Origin of the sequence: Mongoliitalea lutea, assembly GCF_014652135.1 — a bacterium.
Lineage (GTDB): Bacteria > Bacteroidota > Bacteroidia > Cytophagales > Cyclobacteriaceae > Mongoliitalea > Mongoliitalea lutea.
On sequence record NZ_BMYF01000011.1, the window covers coordinates 74,399 to 96,380 of the forward strand.

A 21,982-nucleotide genomic window follows, 5' to 3' on the forward strand; every position below is an offset into this window, starting at 1 on the left:
GCTACATCATGAAATGTGCTGTACCCATTTCTAAGATATTCCTACCTTTTAGGCCGAGGAGCCGCTACTCGAAATTTTTAATTTCGAGTATAGATAGAAAGAATTTGTAATTCTTTTTCCTTAAAGACAGACAGGATTGAAAATCCTATTTATCTGTGTTCGTTAGCCAACCTCAGGAAAAGCAGGCTTTTTTTTCTAACCAGTAAAAATTGCACCCAAAATTTTTTCAAAAAACTATGAAAAAAGTTTTTAATTCCGAAAAATGAATTAATGCTTATCAATTAGTTTGTTTTTAAGGGGGGGGTGACCTAAGGCTTTAGAATAATGTTTGGTTTTTGGGGCTTGGAAAAGTAAAATTTTATCCAACTTGTTGAGGTCAAGCATATTGTGGATTTGTGATATTTGGATATTATACTAAGATTTATATAGTTGAATTATGGCACCTTGTTTTATGAAGTATGAAAAATTTAATTCAAATAATCAAAAATATCCAAAGATTAGACTTTTAAAGGTAATTTCAATTGCAATCATTATGCTAATAGTTTCATGTGTGGATAACTCAGAAGATATTACAAGCATGAAATGTGGAGATATTGAATCATTAGAAAAGATGCCATGGTTCAAAACACGTTTCGAATCAATAAAAAATATCCCACAAAGTGCTGTTATTCTCTATAGGTATAATTCAGAAGAAGTCATAGAGTTTCAATCTTCTTTAATGAGTTCTACCAACCAATCTCAATATTTCTGTAACGGAACAAGGTTAGTCTTGGATGATCCGTTGGTTTACCAAGAATTTCTAAAAAACAGAACCAAAGTCAAGGAGTTATTTGGAGTTAGCTTGTGGGGGCTTTGATTAATTTCTTTATTTTTCTCTATTGCAACCGCTTCTCCTCACAATTCCCAATAATTTCTCTCCAATCCTGTAAAATCTCTTAACTTTGTGCCCGCATTCGAGTGTTATACTGCACCAATTGCGGCTGTGTCAAAGGCTTGTCCAATCCTTTGCGGGTTTAAATTATAATTATCCTGGGGCCAATCCCCATCAAGCTATAGAAGACTGTGAAAAAATACCAGGAGTTTAAGCAAGTAGATTATCCACAGATAGGAGAAAGTATCCTCCAATACTGGAAAGAAAACGACATATTCAACAAGTCTGTCACCCAACGACAAGGGGCAGAAACCTTCACTTTTTTTGAAGGACCACCTTCTGCTAATGGTACGCCTGGCATTCACCATGTGATGGCCCGTACCTTGAAGGATATTTTTTGTCGATACAAAACCTTGAAAGGCTTCCAAGTAAAGCGTAAAGGAGGATGGGATACGCACGGCTTGCCGGTAGAATTGCAGGTAGAAAAGGAATTGGGCATCACCAAGGAAGATATCGGCAAGAAAATCACCGTAGAGGAATACAACCGCAAATGCCGTGAGACGGTCATGCGTTTCAAAAATGAATGGGATGACCTGACCGAAAAAATCGGCTATTGGGTGGATTTGGATGATCCATACATCACCTTTGAGGCCAACTATATCGAATCCCTGTGGTACCTCTTGCAGCAATTGTACAAAAAAGACTTGTTGTACAAAGGCTACACCATTCAGCCCTACTCTCCTGCTGCGGGTACAGGGCTGAGTTCGCACGAACTCAATCAGCCGGGCTGCTACCGGGATGTGAAGGATACCTCCATCACGGCGCAGTTTAAACTCAAAAATCAGGAAAATACCTATATCCTGGCTTGGACGACTACTCCTTGGACCTTACCGTCCAACTCTGCCCTTGCAGTGGGAGAAAACCTGGATTACGTCAAGGTCCAAACCTTCAATCCCTATACCTTCGAGCCGATGTTTGCAATTTTGGCAAAAGCCAGAATGAGCGCCTATTTCAACCCAAAGGCAGCAGATTTGGCATTGGAGGATTTTAAAGGCGGAGACAAATTGATTCCTTACCAAATCGTGGAGGAGTTCAAAGGAAAGGATTTACTTGGGCTGGAATATGAACAGTTATTCCCAATTGCAGAATTGAACCTTCCTTATCCTGCTTTTACTGTAGTTGTAGGTGATTATGTGACTACGGAAGATGGCACGGGTATCGTTCACTTGGCTAAAGCTTTTGGTGCAGATGACTTCCGTACCTTGGTGCAAAATAACATTCCGGGCGTTTTTGTAAAAGATGAAGCAGGCAACGAAATTCCTGTGGTGGATAAGCAGGGTAAATTTTTGTCTGTAGTAGGCACATATTTAGCTGCTAAAATGAAGGAACACGCAATCAGCGCCCACAAGGAGTTTGGTCCGGATGATTTCTTTGTAAAAAATTACACCAATGATGATGAATCCAACAAGGAATACAAGAATACGGATGTCATCATTTCCATCATTTTAAAGAATGAAAACAAGGCCTTCAAGGTCGAAAAATACGAACACAGCTACCCGCATTGCTGGAGAACGGATAAGCCAATCTTGTATTATCCTTTGGAAAGCTGGTTTATCAAAACTACCGCCTACAAGGATAAGTTGGTAGCCCTCAACAAGACCATTAACTGGAAACCTGAAGCTACCGGTACGGGTCGTTTTGGAAACTGGTTGGAAAATCTCGTGGATTGGAACCTGAGCCGTTCCCGATTCTGGGGAACTCCCCTGCCGATCTGGAGAACAGAAGATGGTTTGGAAGAAAAGTGCATTGGTTCCGTACCGGAGTTGCAAGCCGAGATGGACAAAGCCATAGCTGCTGGTGTGATGGAAAAATCTCCTTGGGAAGGCAAAGAAATGGACTTGCATAGGCCCTATGTGGATGATGTGGTCTTGGTTTCTTCTACGGGAGAGAAAATGTTCCGAGAGCCGGATTTGATTGACGTTTGGTTTGACTCGGGTGCCATGCCGTATGCGCAGTGGCATTATCCATTCGAAAATCAAGACATCTTCCAAGCCAACTATCCAGCAGATTACATCGCCGAAGGTGTGGACCAAACAAGAGGCTGGTTCTTTACCTTGCATGCGATTGCAGGAATGCTCTTTGACTCGGTAGCATTCAAAAATGTGATTGCCAATGGTCTGGTGTTGGATAAAAACGGCAACAAAATGTCCAAGCGATTGGGCAATGCGATTGATCCGTTCAAGACCTTGAAAGAATACGGACCGGATGCTTTGCGTTGGTATATGCTCAGCAATGCCAACCCTTGGGATAATTTGAAATTCAATTTGGATGGTGTCGTGGAGGTGCAGCGCAGATTCTTCGGTACGCTTCAAAACACCTATAACTTCTTTGCGCTGTATGCGAATTTGGATGCTTTTGTCTACGACACAAATGCCTCCATCCCTGTAGCTAAGCGTGCAGAATTGGATCAGTGGATCATTTCCAAGTTGCAGTCCTTGATTGCAGAAGTAGAAGGTGCGATGGACAATTACGATGCCACCAAAGCTACCCGTGCGATCATGAACTTTACCGTGGATCACTTGTCCAACTGGTACGTTCGCCTAGCCAGGAAACGATTCTGGAGAGGGGAGATGAATGAGGATAAGCAGGCAGCATACGAGACCTTGTACGAATGCTTATTGAGCATCACACAGTTGATGTCTTCTTTTGCGCCTTTCTATGCAGATTGGTTGTACAAAAATCTGACGGCATCCACCAGCGATGCGTTAGAGTCGGTTCATTTGACGGACTGGAAGTCGGTAGCAAGTGACTTGATTGATCAAGAATTGGAAGCCAGCATGGATATGGCACAGCGCATCAGTTCCTTGGTACATTCCTTGAGAAAAAACAAAGACATCGGCATCAAGGTACGACAGCCTTTGCAGCGCATCATGATTCCTGTCTTGAATGAGCAGACCAAGCGTCAGATCATGCACGTGGAGGAATTGATAAAGTCTGAGGTGAATATTAAGATGGTAGAATACATCGACGATACTTCCGGTATCTTGGTGAAGAATGCCAAGCCTAATTTACCTGTGTTGGGTAAAAAGTTGGGACCAAAAATGCGATTTGTCGTTGCGGCTATCAAATCCTGGGGACAAGAAGAAATCAATACCATCGAAAAGCAGGGCAAGATTATGGTTCCTGCAGATGGAGAAGAGATCGAATTGTTATTGGAAGAAGTATTGATCAGTTCCGAGGATATTCCAGGTTGGTCAGTTGCTACGGACGAAGGTTTGACTGTGGCATTGGACATTACCTTAACTGAAGAATTGAAGCAGGAAGGGATTGCCAGAGATTTGGTCAACCGCGTTCAGAATCTCCGAAAAGACATGGGATTGGAAGTGCAGGATAAGGTTCACATCCAAGTAGGCAAACAGGAAGCACTCACCGACGCGGCGATTCAAAACTTTGCTGGCTATATCCAAACCGAAACCCAAGCTTTGACGTTGGAAGTCAGAGACCAAGTGGAGGGTGCGATAGCACTGGATATGGATGATTTCGAATTACAGGTAAAGGTTACCAAAGCTTAACACAAATAAATCAAGGCTACAGATTGGGGGATTGGCAAAAAATCCTTAAATCTGTAGCTTTCAATTGAAATCCATGAAGTATTTAAAATATTTTGGCATAGCCTTACTCGTAATTGTGCTTGACCAAGTGGTGAAGTTGATTGTCCATTACCAAATGGATTTTGGCACACCTGGACAGATCAAAGTCTTTGGAGATTGGTTTAAATTGCACTACACTACCAATCCAGGCATGGCCTTTGGTATGCAGATAGGTCATGAATACGGTAAGCTATTGTTGACAAGTTTCCGTTTGGTAGCGATGTTTGGGATTGGCTACTACCTCTACAGCATCATTGAGAAAAAAATGCATGCGTTGTATATCGTCTGTATCTCCATGATTTTGGGAGGGGCTATTGGTAACCTGATAGACAGTATTTTTTACGGTGTTTGGTTCAATAATGCGCCCTTTAATGCACCAACTCCTTGGTTTCATGGACAAGTAATCGACATGTTTTACATCGATATTTGGGAAGGTTATCTGCCAACTTGGATTCCATTCGTGGGTGGTAGTTATACTGCCTTATGGCCGATTTTTAATATTGCAGATGCTTCCATTTTTGTAGGAGTAGCTATCATTTTAATTTTCCAAGGTAGGTTTTTCAAAGAGGAGGAGAACCAAAAATCAGCGGTAGTTGAGCAAGAGGATGAGATTCAGCGACAGTTTATTGAGGGAGAAGAGGAGAGGTGAGAGGCGAGAAGCGAGAGTTTAGACTTGCCTGCTGCAAGCAGGAGCAAGAGATGAGAAGCGAGAAAAATGAAATAGAAAGGATGAAGGATGAGGGAGGAAGGATGAAATAAAGTCTCGTCCGAAAATCGGTAAATGAAGAAAATAGAAAGGATGAAGAATGAGGAGAGAAGGATGAATTTGTTACGGCAGACAAATTACGTTAGTGCGAGATAAAGTTGATACCTTCCCCAAATGAAGAGCTATGCTATGCGGCGAAATAATTTAAGGGCGTGTAAATACAAGAATTGTTCTTTAAAAAGCATTCCTCTTTTGTAGGTTTTAACCTACTAAAAATCCAGGAAAGCTAACAGGTTGGAGAAAAAATACGTATGTAGAACCAATCAATTGCCATGGGTTTTAACACATTGGCCGGAATAGTAAGCCACTTAGGAGTGTGGGTTTTAACCCACTTCCAATAATCGTCGGTAGAAAAATTACCCACTATCAAAATTTTGGCTCTCGCCTCGTACAGCTAAATTGAATAAATTTTTTCTTTTGTAAATAAGTTGAAATGAAATAGTTTGAGGTACCCTGTTTTTTTATTTGGGGGTGATTCTTCTGTAATTTTAAATGTAAAGAACTTGAATCATGCAGAAACCTGATATAAAAATATTTTTTTAGGTTTGCTCTCGGTTATTTTTTTGTCTTGTGAATCTAAAACCAGTACAGATAAATCTCTATTTCATACCAGATAGTTGAAAATATAAAGATCCCATTGGATAGTAATAGTTCATCAAAAAAAATTAGAATTTATTTTTTTTAAATTAATTACTATATTAGTTTAATTAATTTTAAAAGTACCTCTTTAATGGGTCTCACAAAAATTCAGTTGCCATGGGATTATCCAAAGCATATTTGATTTATAAAAAATATACCCTTTCAATTGGGATAGTAATTTTTATTAGCCTGCTAATCTGTTGCACAAATGTATTGGAGGAAGATCCTATATGTATTGATGGATGCATTAATTTTGAAGTGATTGACTATGAACCTTCCTGGAGCCCGGATGGCAAATGGATCGCCTATTATCATGTGGACAGCCGAACCGACTATACAGGGATTTACAGGATTAGGCCTGATGGCAGTGAAAACACTTTTTGGATACCCGGTGGACAAAATCCTGCCTGGAGCCCTGATTCCAAATGGCTTGCTTATTCCCTTGGTGCCCAAATCTGGATCACCGAATTGGAAGGTGACAGCTCAGAACAACTGACCTTTGAAGGGAGAAATTTTTCACCAAACTTCGAAGGCTTTTCGAGTAATTTAGTATACAGGAGAAGTTACACTTCTCCTGAAAAAGCTTCAGTTCAAGGTATTTGGATTCTTGATTCGCAAACAAAAGAAATCCGCCAAGTTTATTCGGGAAATATTGGAGATCCTCAATGGTATAACGAGAATGAAATTATTTCTTATAGAGGTGTTCCGGATGGAAAAGGATCAATCCGATTCGACCTCCTTAAAATAGACGTTACTTCTGAGCAAACAAACCTTTTGGGTCTACTTTCAGATCCATTTCATTATCTGGGTTATTTAAGAATTTCCACCGGAAAAGACCGGATTTTATTTACCGCAAATGGAGATGGCCCCGATACAATAGTAAGGACATTTCTTCTATTTCTTGCAGAAAAAAGAAAATCAATGCTATTAAGCAACGCATATAGTGCCGAATGGTCACCGGATAGTAGTAAAATAGTCTATACCAATTCAAATGTAGGCAACGGTAGACTACATATATTGGATTTGGTCAGTAACCAATCATTCCAACTCACTTTTGAAAATCAATTTTTAACCCCTTAACAATTTAATACACGCTATTCCTGCTTTGAAAAGAGGGACAGTTCAAACAGATATTTTTGGCGGACAGTGAGAAGGGGTTCAAAATCCATATTTGGGTGGCATTAATACTCAACCTCTAGGTTAAAGTTCTACATAAGCGGATGAAAGAGGCTGAAGACTTTTCGACCATGATCATGGTGGCAACAAAGAACCTTAGCTCATACGCAAGTCTTGAAAAGTTTCAGCTTTACCCAGAAGCCTACTTTGAAAGTATATTTTTAAAAGATCTTCAAGATATTTAAACCCAATTATTCCTTTCAGGATTAGGGTACTTTTAGACATTCAGCAAAAAACACCTATAAAAACTTCATGAGAGATGTTTATTTGAGGTTTCTTAATTTAGTCGGTGATAGTAAATATATTATTTTCTATCGGAACGGTTTTTTGACTTGCCTGCGGACCCTGAAATCTACCCATTACCCATTGATGAATTACATGTGGTTCGTCCCAATTTTAAGATATTGGTATTCAATGAAAAGTTTAAGTATTTAGGAGAAACTGAATTTCCTGATTTTGAGGTGGATTCTTACAGAGCTTTTGTTGGAAAGGATGGATTATATTTATCTATGAATAATGAATACCATAAAAACTACAATGAGGATTATATGTATTTTAATGTCATAAGGTTTGATTTCATAAGTAATGAAAAATAACACTATAGAGTCTCTGGTTTTTTTCGGTTTGTTTTTAATTCGATGTTCTTCAAAAACTTCTAAATTCGAACTTTTAAAAACTAAAATCGTTCAATAATCCGTCAATAGATGGAGGTTTCAACGAATTCAAGGAATTTTTATACATTTGAACATAAAAAATATATCTATGAGTAGCAGATTTGAGAATTTTGAGGAGAAGAGAGAAGAAAAAATACGTAAAGCGTTCAAAGAGCGTGATTGGAATGAAATCAAGAGTCAGGACTCTTGGGTAATTTTTAAGGTAATCAGCGAATTTGTAGAGGGTTTTGAGAAGCTTGGTAAAATTGGTCCGTGCGTTTCGGTATTTGGTTCGGCACGTACCCCAGCTGACCATCCGCATTACCTCATGGCAGAAGAGATTTCGGCTAAATTGGTGCGTCATGGTTACGGAGTGATCACTGGCGGTGGCCCTGGTATCATGGAAGCAGCCAACAAAGGAGCTAATTCGGAGAATGGTAAGTCCGTTGGTTTGTGTATCAAGCTACCTTTTGAAGCCAAAGGAAATATCTACATTGACCCGGACAAGATGATCATGTTTGATTACTTCTTTGTGCGAAAGGTGATGTTTACGAAATATTCCCAAGGATTTGTCGTGTTGCCTGGTGGATTTGGAACCTTGGATGAATTATTCGAAGCATTGACCTTGATCCAAACCATCAAAATCGGCCGTTTCCCAATCGTATTGGTTGGAAGAGAGTTTTGGGGAGGATTGATTGACTGGATTAAGAAGACCCTTTTGGAAGATTATAAATACATTTCTGAGCCGGATTTGGATTTGTTTTATGTGGTAGATGATGCAGTAGAAGCTGTGAAGGTGATTGATGATTTCTATTCCAAGTATTTACTGACACCAAATTATTAAGCTTGCAGCGATTTCATCTTATAGTGATTTATACCTTGATCGCACTACTCATAGGGGTAGTGCTTTTTCAGTTTAAGCTCTTGGAAGAGGCTTCTAAGCAGCCACAGTTTACGGTGAATACGAGTGATGGAAATCAAATACGGATAACCATTCCCGATAAGCGGGTGAATATTTTTTCCCTGCCGGATAAAGTAAATTTCGCAAGTGAAGAACTTCCCTTGAAAGACCCAGAGGTTCGGGAGCGCTTTGAACGGGAGATTTATGTGAATGCCTATTGGGAGTCCAATGCTATTTTGTTGATGAAGCGGGCTAATAAATTTCTGCCGACTATTGAGAAGATTTTGAAAGAAAATGGTGTTCCTGAGGACTTCAAATACCTAGCGATGGCGGAATCCAATTTGCTGAATGTGGTATCTCCGGCTGGAGCGCGTGGATTTTGGCAGTTTATGGATGCGACGGCCAAAGAATATAATCTGGAGGTTTCTGCTGATGTAGATGAACGCTACCACTTGGAAAAGTCTACCGTAGCTGCCTGCAAGTATTTGAAGAAAGCCTATGCGAGTTTTGGGAATTGGACTTCTGTGGCCGCGAGTTACAATATGGGAATTTCCGGCCTTTCTAAACGGAAGAACGAGCAGCGTCACAACAATTATTATGACTTGTGGCTGAATGAGGAGACGAGCCGCTACATTTTCAGGATTGTGGCATTTAAGGAGCTTTTTGAGCATCCTAGTCGGTATGGATTTGATATTCCTTCAAAGGAGTTGTACAACCGTCCGACGTTTAGAGAATTGACGGTGGATTCTTCCATTCCTAACTTGGCAGATTGGGCGATCAAACACGGTAGCAGCTACAAGGATTTAAAAATCCACAACCCATGGCTTCGCTCCACGAAACTGAATGTCTCCAAAGGCAAGACCTACACCATCCTTCTGCCCGTTTGATGTCTTGCCACTATCTTTTTTAGCCACTGATTTTCACAGATGCTTTGCTGACGCAAATTGGTATTTGTTACCACAGCCCAATATTTCCATTTATTTAACATTATTTCCACCTTATTTCAAAAAATAAAGGTTCACGCTACGACCGCTACGATTACCGCCACGAGCGCAAGGTTTTTTGATACGCCCCCCAATATCCAAGTATTCAATAATATCCATTTACTCTTCACATAATTTAACCGCAAAGAAGCCAAGATCACGCAAAGTACCCAAAGTCTAGCAACCCACTCTGCGCTCTCAGCGCTTATCTTNTGAGGAATTGATATATGGACCACTATCTTTTTTCGACACGGATCTTCACAGATGAACACAGATACATTGCTGACGCAAATTGGTATCTGGTACCACAGCCCAATATTTCCATTTATTTCAAAATACTAGTTCACACTACGGCCGCTACGATTATCGCCACGAGCGCAAGGTTTTTTTTGATACGCCCTCCAATATCCAAGTATTCAATAATATCCATTTACTCTTCACATAATTTAACCGCAAAGAAGCCAAGATCACGCAAAGTACCCAAAGTCTAGCAACCCACTCTGCGCTCTCAGCGCTTATCTTTGTGTTCTCTGCGGTTAGATTTGCCAGGAGGAATTGATATATGGACCACTATCTTTTTTCGACACGGATCTTCACAGATTACCACAGATACATTGCTGACGCAAATTGGTATTTGTTACCACAACCCAATATTTCCTTTTATTTCAACATTATTTCCACCTTATTTCAACATTATTTCCACCTTATTTCAAGAAAAAAAGTTCACGCCACGGCCGCTACGATTTTCGCAACGAGCGCAACGGTTTTTTTGATAGGCCCTCCAATATCCCATTATCCAAATATCGATCAATATCTATTTCTATACGTAATAAGACTAGTATAAAAAACCGAAATTCCATAATGGAATGGTATTGAGATAACCTGTTTCTATATCGTCTTTTACAAGATATCCATTTTTTGATTGACTTAATTGTTTGCCACTTTTGTTTTTTCCTCCAATTTCAAAGTCTATACCATCAACTCTAAAATCTGCTATGGGAGAAGAAGTGATTGCATGGGTTACTTTAAGCTGATTCATGAAAAATGTTTCCCGGAGGTTTCCTTTATCTTGGTGTTGATTAGCCAAACTAAAAACAAGATTGGGGTTTTCAAGATAGATTTTTTCTACTTTTCCTAGGGCTCTTATTCCTTCTGTTGGATTGCGGGCTTGCATAATCATACCTGCCTCTTCCATGTAGAGGAAATAATCTCCCACATTATTCCGTGAAATTGACAATAACTCAGCAATCTTGCTCATATTAGGTTTAAAAGGGACACTTTCGGCTACTATCGCCATTAGTTGCTTCAACTTTCTTCCTGTAGAGACATTCATATTTGCAAAGCTAGGGATGTCTACTTCCAAGGTCTGGTTGACTACTTGCATTAGTTTTATTTGAAAGCTCTCTTCGGCTGCAAATGGATAGTATCCTTTTTTTAAGTACTCTTGAAATAAGGGCAGCGGATGTGGGATGTCTTTTAGCTGTAATTTGTTTGCTAGAATTTCTTCCAATGTATAAGGTCTTATCCGTAGCTGGTAGGCGAAAGCTAGATATTCTCTGAATGATAATCCTTGCATATAAAACATGACAGCCCTTCTGCTTAAGTCGGCACTTCCTTTTTTTATATCTAACACGGAAGAGCCTGAAAATACTATTTTCAAATCAGGATGATAGTCGTAAAGCAGCTTCAATTCATTTGACCAATCTGGATATTTATGTATTTCGTCAATAAAAAGGTGCTTACCTCCCCATTTGACAAATTCACTCGCTACATCAATCAAGCGATTGTTGGCAAAGTAGAAATCCTCTGCTGTGACATATAGTGTTTCTTTCAGGGAAAGATTGTTTTTTATGTATTGTAATAGCAGTGTTGTTTTACCAACACCCCTTGGACCAATTACGCCAAGCATTCGGTTGTTCCAATTGATAGAATTGTAAGCATGGCGAACAAACTCCACACTTACTTCAGATATTAGTTTATTTGAGTATTGAAATAATGTTTCCATGGCAATCTAGTTGTGTAAATATAGAAAAAACGCACTGTAAAAGTGCAAAAAAGTAAAAAAAATGCATTATTAAAGTGCAAAAAATGTCTTTTTCACCTCAAATTGTATTCATTTAAAGGCTCACGCCACGACCGCCACGATTATCGCCACGAGCGCAAGGGTTTTTTTATACGCCCTCCAATATCCTATTATCTAATTATCAATCAATATCCTTTTTAGCCACTGATTTTCACAGATGAACACAGATACATTGCTGACGCAAATTGGTATTTGTTACCACAACCCAATATTTCCATTTATTTCAAAATACTAGTTCACGCTACGGCCGCTACGATTTTCGCAACGAGCGCAACGGTTTCTCGAAACGCCCCCCAATATCCATCAATATCTAACTATCAATCAATATCTATTTTAGCCACTGATCTTCACAGATGAACACAGATACTTTGCTGCCGCAAATTGTTATTGAACAACATCATCCATTAGTTCCACCTTATTTCAAAAAATAAGTTCACGCTACGCCTGCCACGATTATCGCCACGAGCGAAACGGTTTTCTGATACGCCCTCCAATATCCCATTATCCAACTATCAATCAATATCTATTTTAGCCACTGATCTTCACAGATTACCACAGATGCTTTGCTGAGGCAAATTGGTATTTGGTACCACAGCCCAATATTTCCATTTATTTCAAATTACTAGTTCATGCCAAGGCTGCTACGATTATCGCCACGAGCGCAAGGTTTCTTGATACGCCCCCCAATATCCCATTATCCAACTATCAAATAATATCCATTTTTTAGTTACCTTAGGAAAGATATTTTCTTATGAAACGTAAGCTCCTGATTTTTATACTGGCTATAGCCTTATTGCTGGGTTTTGCAGCGAGGGGAATTCCTTGGTTGATCACTTGGTATTTGAATGAAAATGCCGATCGGATTGTCACCAATATGTTTACCCGAACCAATACCTTTTATGGGCATGAGATTAGTTTTGGGAACATTGTCTTGGATTACAACTATGCCGGGACTTACCTGACCATCGACAGTATTCGTATTGGACAATCACAAGAGTTGGATAAGGGAAGAACGGTTATTACTGCTGATATCAATAGGCTACAAGTAACAGGATTTAAGTGGAATGCTTTTTTGTTTCAGAATAGCATTCAGGTAGACACTGCGCTATTGCATGGTGTTTCAATACGCTCATTTACTCCGCCTCTTGACTCCTTGATTGTCGCTGCTCAAACCCAACAAGCGCAGAAGAAGGATAAGAAAAAAGATGCTCCAAAGGATTACGAATTGATTCAAGTGGACTATTTTGATTTGCAAGACCTCTCCATCCGTGCTTACAATAATGAAATAGATTCTATTCGACTTGGCTTGACAGATTTGGATTTGCGCATGCATGAATTTCAGCTTACGAAAGAAGATATAGAAAATCCCAAATCACTCTTTTCTGTCAAAGATATCCATGGGACCATCGAAGGGATTGAACTTCATTTGGATGATTACCGACAATACTTGGTAGCCAATGCGATTGAGCTGGATACAAGAGATCAGCATTTCTCTATTGGCTATGCGGGTCTATTGCATAAGTTGGGTAAATATGCGTACACAGGCTTATTTGGTGAGCGAAAGGCTTGGATTCACCTGGATTCGCTGGCTCTTGATTTAGAGGGATTTAATTTCCATAAGTTCTTCAAAGAAAGCATCATCGAAGTCGACACGGTGAAAGCAACGGGCTTGATTCTGGAAACGTTTTTGGATAAGCGAAAGACCGAAAATCTTCAAAAACGACCCCAATTGATCCATGCTGTATTATCCGAACTTGCACAGCCTTTTCATATCGAACATGTGATGATTGAAAATGGCAAAATCATCATCGAAGAGCGTCCTGACAATGCAGCTCCTAGGTCTGGAAGCCTGTTTTTTTCCGAACTCAATGGAACTATCCAAAATTTGTCGAATATTCCTGAAAAAAGAGGAGAGAATAATTGGTTGACCTTGGATGCCAATGCCAAACTCATGGGGCAGGGCGCTTTGAATGCGGTGATCCGTTATGATTTGGTACATCCTGATGGACGCTTTACCATGAGAGGGACGCTAAGAAATCAGCCTTTGACATCACTGAATAATATTATAGAACCCGAAGCTAAGGCAAGTATCCGTTCGGGCTTTATTCAGCGCTTGGATTTCAACATAGCAGGGAATGAATATGAAGGAACAGGGGATTTGATAGCCAGATTTGATGATTTGGAATTGCAATTGCTCAATCAGGATTTTCAAGTAGATAATAATCTATGGAGGAAAATTGGGTCATTTTTGGCAAATAAACTTGTAATCCGGGATTCCAATCCTACCAAAAAGGGAAAGTTACGAGAGGGGGAGGTCTATTTTCTTCGACAACCTCATAAGTCAATTTTTAATTATTGGTGGAAGTTGATATTTTCGGGTTTACGTAGTACCATCACAGGAGAGGATCAAGCTAAATTGAAGGAAAAGCAGTTGAAGAATAAGGATAAGAGTTGAGGTTAGAATTTAAGAAGAATTATTCATAATTACAGCCAAATCTGGATAAACCCAAGTTTATCCTATACATTGATATACATCCACAACGCATCTCCTCTCATAAAATATTTTGGTATTCCTGTTTTAGTGAGTTCAGGGATTTCCTGATCCAAAACATGATTGAAATTTTCATCAAAAATTGAAAGGTATAGTTTAACTATTGTTAACGGGAATAAATGTTTTAAAGAATTACCTCAATTTTTATTTTCACAAAATATTTGCTTACATTTCATTTCGAATTCCGAAATATTGAAAAAACTCAGTGCCATATTGCTTCTTTGCTGTTTTGCATTGTACCATTTTGGGTACTATGTGGCGTATTATTCTTTCAATATTCAAATCGAAAAAAATTGGGTAGAGACCATCTATGGAGAGCCGCAAGGATATCTGCAGGAACGAATGATGGAAATCCCTCTTTCTTTGCCTTACATGGCGGATGAGGAGCAGTTTAGAGCAACGAATACCGTCTTTGAAAAAGATGGGCAACTCTATCGAGCGATCAAACAACGGTATACCAAAGATACGCTTCAGGTAATTTATGTGCCCGATACAGCTAAATCTAATCTCCAATCCACCATCAAACAGTGGGTAAATTCATTGGTTCAGGATGATTTTCCTGATGGTAGCTCCAATTCTCTACTTTCCAAATCATTTGTGAAAGACTATCAACCAACAGAGATTTACAAGTTGATAGCACCTGTTTTATTGAAGGAATTAACATCAACAATAGGGTTTATTTTTTCGACTTATGATTTTCAATTTCTCAACATTAACACCCCTCCTCCGGAAGCATAATTTTTTGTTTCGGCGCTTTGATAATTTTATACATGGCTACAAGACCTTGGACTTTACTCCTATGAGAGTATATAGACGATGATTTCAAAGCATGCATTTTCTTCTAGAGGTATTAACAAACCAACAGATTTTCGAAAAGACTAATCAGAGGCTTTCGCTAGATGTTCTTGCAGTTTCCTAATTGCTCACAAAATCATCTATCACTGGGACCTCATAGGTACTTTGATGGAAAAGGTTTGAACAGTCTCTAGCATATTATTGACTAAACCTATGTATCATGAATCAATTTTACCGGTCAGGCTTCATACTGACATGTTTATATATTAGTTGTATTTCCCCTTCTTTTGCTCAAATGCCCTTCGACGAAATCATGATGCCCAAAGGGGAATTATGTGTAGCGGTACTGGGTGAACATGGTTCCTGGAACCGCTATTGGGAAGGAGATTATTTCCGTGAAAATGCCAACATCGGCACATTTACCAGACAAATGTTGATGCCTATGGTGGCCATGGGAATCTCAAAAAAGGTGAACATCATTGCCAGTCTTCCCTACATTCAAACAGAAGCATCTGGAGGCACACAGGTTGGACAAGCTGACTTGCAGGATTTAAGTGTATCGGTCAAAGTAGATTGGCTCCAACAACGAGTGGGAGCCGGAAGATTACTTTTTCTCACCAATACACACCTAAGTAACCCAGTTGGATCCTATTTGTCAGATTATATGCCTTTTAGTATTGGTGCGGGAGCTCCGGAAATCGGGATGCGCGCCATCACTGGCTATAAAATGGATAATGGATTGGTCTTTCGATTGGCTACTGCCTATCTCTGGAGAGGGCAAACTCAAATCGAACGGGACTTTTATTACCAAGATGGGGCAGTCTATTCTCCGTTTATGAATGTACCCAATGCTGTAAATATTCAAGGAGCCATTGGGTATTGGACCCTTGAAAACCGGTTGCGCTTGGAAGCAACCTACATGAGTTTGAATTGCCTGACGGGTGATGATATTCGCTCTTACAACCGCCCACAACCCACCAATAAAATGGAAGTGAGCCAAGTGGGCTTTTGGGCTCAATATTACATCAAAGCTGATCGAGGCTTTGGAGCAATTGCCTACTTCAATCAAACAGTTTCTGGACGGAATGTTGGAAAGGCAGCAACCATGGGTTTAGGTTTGACCTATCAGTTTAAGGCGTATTAAATCTGAAGTGTTATGAAAAAATTTACTATACAAATTACCATTTTAATGTTGCTGGTAGTGGGGCTACAAGCATGTTTGGAAGAAACTCCCCGGTTTTATGACTTTGAGTCCTACGAATTCAGTAGTGTTGATGAAGATGGCGGGACTTGGTCCACGATTTTAGTAATCGACCCGTCAGAAATTCAACTAGCAGCTCCACTATCGGTCAACTCACCTGCCTACAAGCAAGAATTAAAAGATGTAAAAAACTTGACCAGTACCTTAACAAGCGCTGAAAGAAAAGCAGTTGAGTATTGGACTAGTAATCCTGTAATCCGTTGGAATGAAATAGCTTTGGAGATGGCCGCTAAGTATAATTTGATTCCAGGGCCAAATGCTGATGGCACTTACACCTTGCCCAATCCAGCGAATCCAGTCGGTCCTCCTGCCTTTCCTTTTGCTCATCCTCCTTACACCAGTAGAATGCTGGCATACTTGAGTGTTGCTCAATATGATGGATTGATTCTCGCTTGGAAATATAAGTTTCAATTCAAAAGAATGGGGCCATCCGTTCAAGACTCATCAATAAAATCGGCATATCCAGAGAATGGACTACCATCATACCCTTCTCATGGAGCAGTCATTGCTAAGGTTTCCAAGGAAATCTTAACGCTCATGTTTCCTTTAGAGGCTCAGGTTTTGGAAAATCACTATCAGCAACACTTGCAAAGTATGCTTCACGCAGGGATTAATGTTCCAAGTGATCTAGAAGCTGGAGTGTATTTGGGTGATGAAGTAGTCAAATTAGCGAAAATGCGTGCTTCAATAGATGGCATGGCACGAGCTCAAGCATCTAAGCCAGTATCTGATTCCATCGCCAATGCCGCTTTTGAGCGCTTTGGCTGGAAGTGGCAAAACACCGAAGTGCCTCAACGTCCTGTTGGACTCACTCCTTTATTTGGTCAAGTAAAAATGTGGCATGTCCCAACCGTAGAAGAAGTAAGATCACCACCTCCTCCTGCAATTGGCTCAGCTGAGTTTGAGGCAGATGTGCGTGAGCTGGAGCGATTTGCCAGACACATGACCTTGGATCAGCGCAGGATTGCCAATTGGTGGGAAGATGGGTTGGGATCATATACTCCGCCAGGTCATTGGAATAAGTTTGCTAAGCTATCCATTGTTCAAGCCAAACTAAATCCACTCCGAGCTGCAAGAGTCTTTGCTTATATGAATACAGCCATCATGGATGCCGGTGTGGCATGTTGGGACATCAAGTATTATTATCACTATCCAAGACCTGTAGAGACCATTCGAAATTTCAGAACAATACTCGGTACTCCTAATTTCCCAGCTTACACTTCCGGTCATAGTACATTTTCTGCTGCTGGAGCAGAAGTTTTGGCACATTTTTTCCCAACCCAAGCCCAACAATTCCGTGTGTGGGCTGAAGAGGCTGCCATGTCTAGATTATATGGGGGAATTCATTACCGCTTTGATGCAGTAGAAGGTACCATACAAGGTGAAAAAGTAGGTAATTATGCTGTCGCTAGGGCAAAATCAGATGGAATAGATGAATAGGATGGAAGATCATAGGGATTTTTTTATCAGCCTGAGGATTTTTCTCAGGCTTTTTTATTTCACCAACTCGCTTGGTTCCAATTCTTTTCTCAAACTTCTTGATGCTAGCGTAATCAGCGCAATAGAAAGTAAAAACAATAAACTTGCTATTATGGCCAATACATAGACTTCTGACTGAAAATTCTTCCAAGCAAACAACCCCAGCGAGGTCAAGGTGACGGTAAACATAAAAAACATGGGAATGGTAACGAAAGTAGCATTGACCTTTTGTCGGATTAGCCATACCGCAATTGTCAATAGTGCCAAGGCTGCTAATAATTGATTAGCCGAGCCGAAAATAGGCCATAAAGTAGTAAAGCTTCCCGAAGCCAAAAGCATCACAGAAAGGATGACCACAATGGACGTAGAAAGGTATCTGTTTTGAGATAATTTCAATGCAGTTGGACTTTTGATATCATCGAAATACTCCTGCAAGGTAAAGCGTGCCAATCGGGTACAGGTATCCAAGGTAGTCAATGCAAAGGCAGATACCGTTAACGCTACAAAACCTACTGCAAAACTCTCTGGAATACCCATAGAAGCAATCATTGCTCCTAATCCGCTGGCAAAAAGTGGTACAGGGCCTTCCTGGCCTAATCGCTCTAGGTATTCAGCTCTGCTCAGGACAATTACTGCTCCCACAGAAATAATCGCCAAAAAAGACTCGATCAACATGCCTCCAAATCCGACCACTTTTGCATCACTTTCTTTGTCCAATTGCTTGGATGTAGTGCCCGAGGCAACCAATGAGTGAAAACCGGAAATTGCTCCACAAGCAATAGTCACGAACAATACTGGGAACAAGTACCCCAAATTATCTGCTGTAATGTACACCTCTGTACTCATGGTGATTTCAGGGTTGGCAATAAATACACCAACGACAGCTGCCAAAATTAATCCATACAACAAAAAGCTGTTCAAATAATCCCTTGGTTGTAGCAACATGGACACAGGGGCCACTGATGCTACAAATGCATAAGCCAATAAAATATATACCCATGTCTGGTAGCCCAACTCAAAAGGCAGCTGCATTCCCAAATACACAAAATAATACATCAGCACCACTCCTATGACGGAGATGAGGATAAATGCTTTTTTACTATTGCCAACGAGTTTATTGACTAACCCAAAACTGACAGCTAGTAAAATAAATAGAATTGATGCGGATGCTACGCCGGGATTATTGACAAAAGTCTTGGCAATGATATCCGCAAATACTCCTATAATCAATATTAGCGTGGAGAAGCTGAACAAAATAAACAGCTGCTTCCCTTTTTTCCCGATGTTGTTTTGGATAATTACCCCGATTGATTTTCCTTGATTTCTTAAAGAGGCTGCCAAACTTCCTAAATCGTGCACTGCACCGAAGAAAATCCCTCCTACCAAAATCCAGATAACCGCCGGTACCCAGCCAAAAGTAACCGCAATGATAGGTCCCACAATCGGGCCAGCACCTGCAATGGATGCAAAATGATGTCCTAATACTACAATTGGTTTGCTCGGAATGTAATCTACCCCATCTTGGTACGTATGCGCTGGGGAAGGTCTGTCATCATTCAACTTAAATTTTTTGTACACATATTTTCCATATGTAAAGTATGCAGCCAAAAGGATGATTCCTGATACAACTAATAAGGTGCTGAGCGCCATGGTGAATATTGGGGTTGATTGTCAGCTAAAATTCAGAAAATATATTTCAAAAATCCACTTTGGATACACTTTCTTTTATTTTCCATTGAAACTTTAATTTCCCCATGAAATCCATCTTTTTTTAGGGTTCTACGTTGGACGATTTGTATCCATATTTCAGGGTGAATTTTATTTAATGGAATATACCTTTAAATTTGTAGTCCCTGAAGTGGAAATTTCAGCCCAAAAAAAGAAATTATGGCTTGGTTTAAAAGAACAGATAAAGGCATCAAGACTTCTACCGAAGACAAAAAAGATGCTCCTGATGGACTTTGGTTTAAAACTCCTCAAGGCAACATTATCCATACACGAGAACTCAAAAACAACTCTTATGTGTGTCCTGATGATGATTTTCATGTAAAGATTGGATCCAAAGAATACTTCGAGATACTTTTTGACAACAATAAATTTACCGAATTGGATGCGAATATGAAGTCCGGAGACCCGTTGAAGTTTGTGGACACAAAACCATATAGCTCACGAGTGGAGGCCAGCATCAAAAAGTCAGAGTTAAATGACGCTGTCCGTACCGCCTATGGTAAAATGAATGGGTTGGATATTGTTGTTGCTTGTATGGACTTTGGTTTTATTGGTGGTTCTATGGGTTCTGTGGTTGGTGAAAAAATTGCTCGCGCTATTGATCATTCTTTGAAAAATAAGATACCATTTTTGATGATTTCCAAGTCTGGTGGTGCCCGAATGATGGAGGCAGGGTTTAGCTTGATGCAAATGGCTAAAACTTCTGCAAAATTGGCACTTTTAGATAAAGCAGGTATTCCGTACATTTCTTTATTGACCGACCCTACTACTGGGGGGGTGACAGCATCTTATGCGATGTTGGGGGACTTTAATATTGCCGAGCCAGAGGCTTTGATTGGATTTGCAGGTCCTCGTGTTATCCGTGAGACTATTGGGAAAGATTTACCAAAAGGATTTCAAAGCTCAGAGTTTGTACTAGAGCATGGATTCTTGGATTTCATCATCGATAGAAGGCAGTTGAAAAACAGATTGACAACTTTGCTCAATTTACTCAACAATTAATGGAGATATCCGTTAAGACTTTAAAATCCATAAAAACACAAATTTAACCTTGAAAAGGTCGGTTTAATGGATTTAGTAAATATATTTGTGTTCCCAAATTTGGGGTTGTACTGAAAATAAAAAAGTTAAATTAACATTAAATGGGTTCAGTAATTATTACTTCGATTGTAGCATTTACGATTATTATCTTGCTACTCGTTTTCCTTTTGTTGTTTGCCCAATCTAAGCTTGTTGCCTCTGGCGATGTAAAAATCCTTATCAATGGTGAGAAGGAAATTATTACAGCAGCTGGTTCGACATTGCTAAACACATTGAGCAATAACAAGGTTTTTCTTCCTTCTGCGTGTGGAGGAGGTGGTACATGTGCCATGTGTAAATGTGTGATTGAAGATGGAGGAGGAGAAGTACTTCCAACTGAAGAAGGTCACCTAAGCAGAGCAGAAAAGCAAGAAAAAGTTAGACTTACCTGCCAAGTAAAGGTGAAGCAGGATATGAAAATCCGTATCCCTGATGAAATCTTTGGTATCAAAAAATGGCAGTGTGAAGTTGTTTCCAACTACAACGTATCTACCTTTATCAAGGAATTTGTTGTAAAGCTACCAGAAGGTGAAACCCTACATTTCGAACCAGGAGGTTACATTCAGGTTGACGTTCCTCCGGTAACTGTTAACTTCAAAGATATTGATATCACTCCACATCCTGACTTGGGTCACAAGCAAGATGTGTACAAAGAAGAGTGGGATAAATACCAGATGTGGGATCTAGTAATGAAAAATGATGAGGAAATATTCCGAGCGTATTCCATGGCTAATCACCCAGCAGAAGGTAATATTGTCATGTTGACAATCCGTATTGCTACGCCACCATGGGATAGAGCCAATAATAAGTGGATGGATGTCAATCCAGGTATTTGTTCTTCTTATGTATTCTCTCAGAAACCAGGTGATAAAGTTACTATTTCTGGACCTTACGGAGAATTCCACATCAATCCTACCCAAAGAGAGATGATCTACATTGGTGGTGGTGCTGGTATGGCTCCTTTAAGATCTCATATCTTCCACTTGTTCCATACAGAAAAATCCGATAGAAAAGTTTCTTACTGGTATGGTGGTCGTTCCAAAAAAGAATTGTTCTACCTTCCTGATTTTAGAAATATTGAAAAGGACTTCCCTAACTTCAAGTTCTACATTGGATTGTCAGAGCCCCTTCCAGAAGATAATTGGAACGTAAAGAAATCCTTGGATGATAATGGAGACGGGTATGTAGGTTTTATTCACCAAATCTTATGGGATAACTACCTAAAACATCATGAAGATCCAGATGAAATTGAGTTTTACCTTTGCGGCCCTCCATTGATGAACGCGGCAGTTCTTAAAATGTTGGATGACTTGGGAATACCTCAAGAAAATATACGATTTGACGACTTCGGTGGTTAATCAACAAA

15 protein-coding genes are annotated in these 21,982 nt (G+C 39.9%); 13 read left to right on the forward strand and 2 right to left on the reverse strand.

Features of this window, described 5'->3' with window-relative positions; all coding sequences use genetic code 11:
- The first annotated feature begins 532 nt into the window (after positions 1–532).
- From IE080_RS10260 to IE080_RS10290, 7 genes are all read left to right on the forward strand, one after another.
- Positions 533–856, forward strand: a complete 324-nt coding sequence (locus tag IE080_RS10260) for a hypothetical protein (protein WP_189581699.1) — start codon at positions 533–535, stop codon at positions 854–856.
- 206 nt (positions 857–1,062) lie between these two features.
- A complete protein-coding gene (ileS, locus tag IE080_RS10265; protein WP_189581702.1) occupies positions 1,063–4,443 on the forward strand; it encodes an isoleucine--tRNA ligase in 3,381 nt (1,126 codons plus the stop codon).
- 73 nt (positions 4,444–4,516) lie between these two features.
- Positions 4,517–5,170 (forward strand): lipoprotein signal peptidase, encoded by a 654-nt coding sequence (locus tag IE080_RS10270; RefSeq protein ID WP_189581706.1) that lies wholly within the window; start codon positions 4,517–4,519, stop codon positions 5,168–5,170.
- An 873-nt stretch (positions 5,171–6,043) separates the two neighbouring features.
- Positions 6,044–7,006: a DPP IV N-terminal domain-containing protein gene (locus tag IE080_RS10275; RefSeq protein WP_189581708.1), complete on the forward strand. Its 963-nt coding sequence runs from the start codon at positions 6,044–6,046 to the stop codon at positions 7,004–7,006.
- A 428-nt stretch (positions 7,007–7,434) separates the two neighbouring features.
- Positions 7,435–7,698 (forward strand): hypothetical protein, encoded by a 264-nt coding sequence (locus tag IE080_RS10280; protein ID WP_189581710.1) that lies wholly within the window; start codon positions 7,435–7,437, stop codon positions 7,696–7,698.
- 166 nt (positions 7,699–7,864) lie between these two features.
- Positions 7,865–8,599, forward strand: a complete 735-nt coding sequence (locus IE080_RS10285) for an LOG family protein (protein WP_189581712.1) — start codon at positions 7,865–7,867, stop codon at positions 8,597–8,599.
- Between the two features lie 2 nt (positions 8,600–8,601).
- Complete coding sequence (locus tag IE080_RS10290) at positions 8,602–9,543, forward strand: lytic transglycosylase domain-containing protein (protein WP_189581714.1); 942 nt, start codon at positions 8,602–8,604, stop codon at positions 9,541–9,543.
- A 931-nt stretch (positions 9,544–10,474) separates the two neighbouring features.
- On the opposite strand, the gene IE080_RS10295 is transcribed toward IE080_RS10290, so the two are convergent.
- Positions 10,475–11,644: an ATP-binding protein gene (locus tag IE080_RS10295; RefSeq protein WP_189581716.1), complete on the reverse strand. Its 1,170-nt coding sequence runs from the start codon at positions 11,642–11,644 to the stop codon at positions 10,475–10,477.
- 829 nt (positions 11,645–12,473) lie between these two features.
- Between IE080_RS10295 and IE080_RS10300 the strand changes: the two genes are divergently transcribed.
- The 4 genes from IE080_RS10300 to IE080_RS10315 all read left to right on the forward strand — a co-directional run bounded on the left by IE080_RS10300 (position 12,474) and on the right by IE080_RS10315 (position 17,769).
- Positions 12,474–14,177, forward strand: a complete 1,704-nt coding sequence (locus tag IE080_RS10300; RefSeq protein WP_189581718.1) for a DUF748 domain-containing protein — start codon at positions 12,474–12,476, stop codon at positions 14,175–14,177.
- Between the two features lie 288 nt (positions 14,178–14,465).
- On the forward strand, positions 14,466–15,011 hold the full coding sequence (locus IE080_RS10305) for a hypothetical protein (RefSeq protein ID WP_189581720.1): 546 nt from the start codon (positions 14,466–14,468) through the stop codon (positions 15,009–15,011).
- Between the two features lie 277 nt (positions 15,012–15,288).
- Entirely contained in the window at positions 15,289–16,212 is a 924-nt protein-coding gene (locus IE080_RS10310; RefSeq protein WP_189581722.1) for a transporter, read from the forward strand.
- A 12-nt stretch (positions 16,213–16,224) separates the two neighbouring features.
- Positions 16,225–17,769 carry a vanadium-dependent haloperoxidase gene (locus IE080_RS10315; RefSeq protein ID WP_189581725.1) on the forward strand — a complete coding sequence of 515 codons (1,545 nt, stop codon included), beginning with the start codon at positions 16,225–16,227 and terminating at the stop codon, positions 17,767–17,769.
- 54 nt (positions 17,770–17,823) lie between these two features.
- Here IE080_RS10315 and IE080_RS10320 read toward each other — a convergent pair whose 3' ends face one another.
- Positions 17,824–19,458: a carbon starvation CstA family protein gene (locus tag IE080_RS10320; RefSeq protein WP_189581728.1), complete on the reverse strand. Its 1,635-nt coding sequence runs from the start codon at positions 19,456–19,458 to the stop codon at positions 17,824–17,826.
- 237 nt (positions 19,459–19,695) lie between these two features.
- On the opposite strand from IE080_RS10320, the gene accD reads away from it, so the two are divergent.
- Complete coding sequence (gene accD / locus IE080_RS10325) at positions 19,696–20,538, forward strand: acetyl-CoA carboxylase, carboxyltransferase subunit beta (protein ID WP_189581731.1); 843 nt, start codon at positions 19,696–19,698, stop codon at positions 20,536–20,538.
- A 140-nt stretch (positions 20,539–20,678) separates the two neighbouring features.
- A complete protein-coding gene (nqrF, locus tag IE080_RS10330) occupies positions 20,679–21,974 on the forward strand; it encodes an NADH:ubiquinone reductase (Na(+)-transporting) subunit F (protein ID WP_189581734.1) in 1,296 nt (431 codons plus the stop codon).
- Positions 21,975–21,982 lie beyond the last annotated feature (8 nt).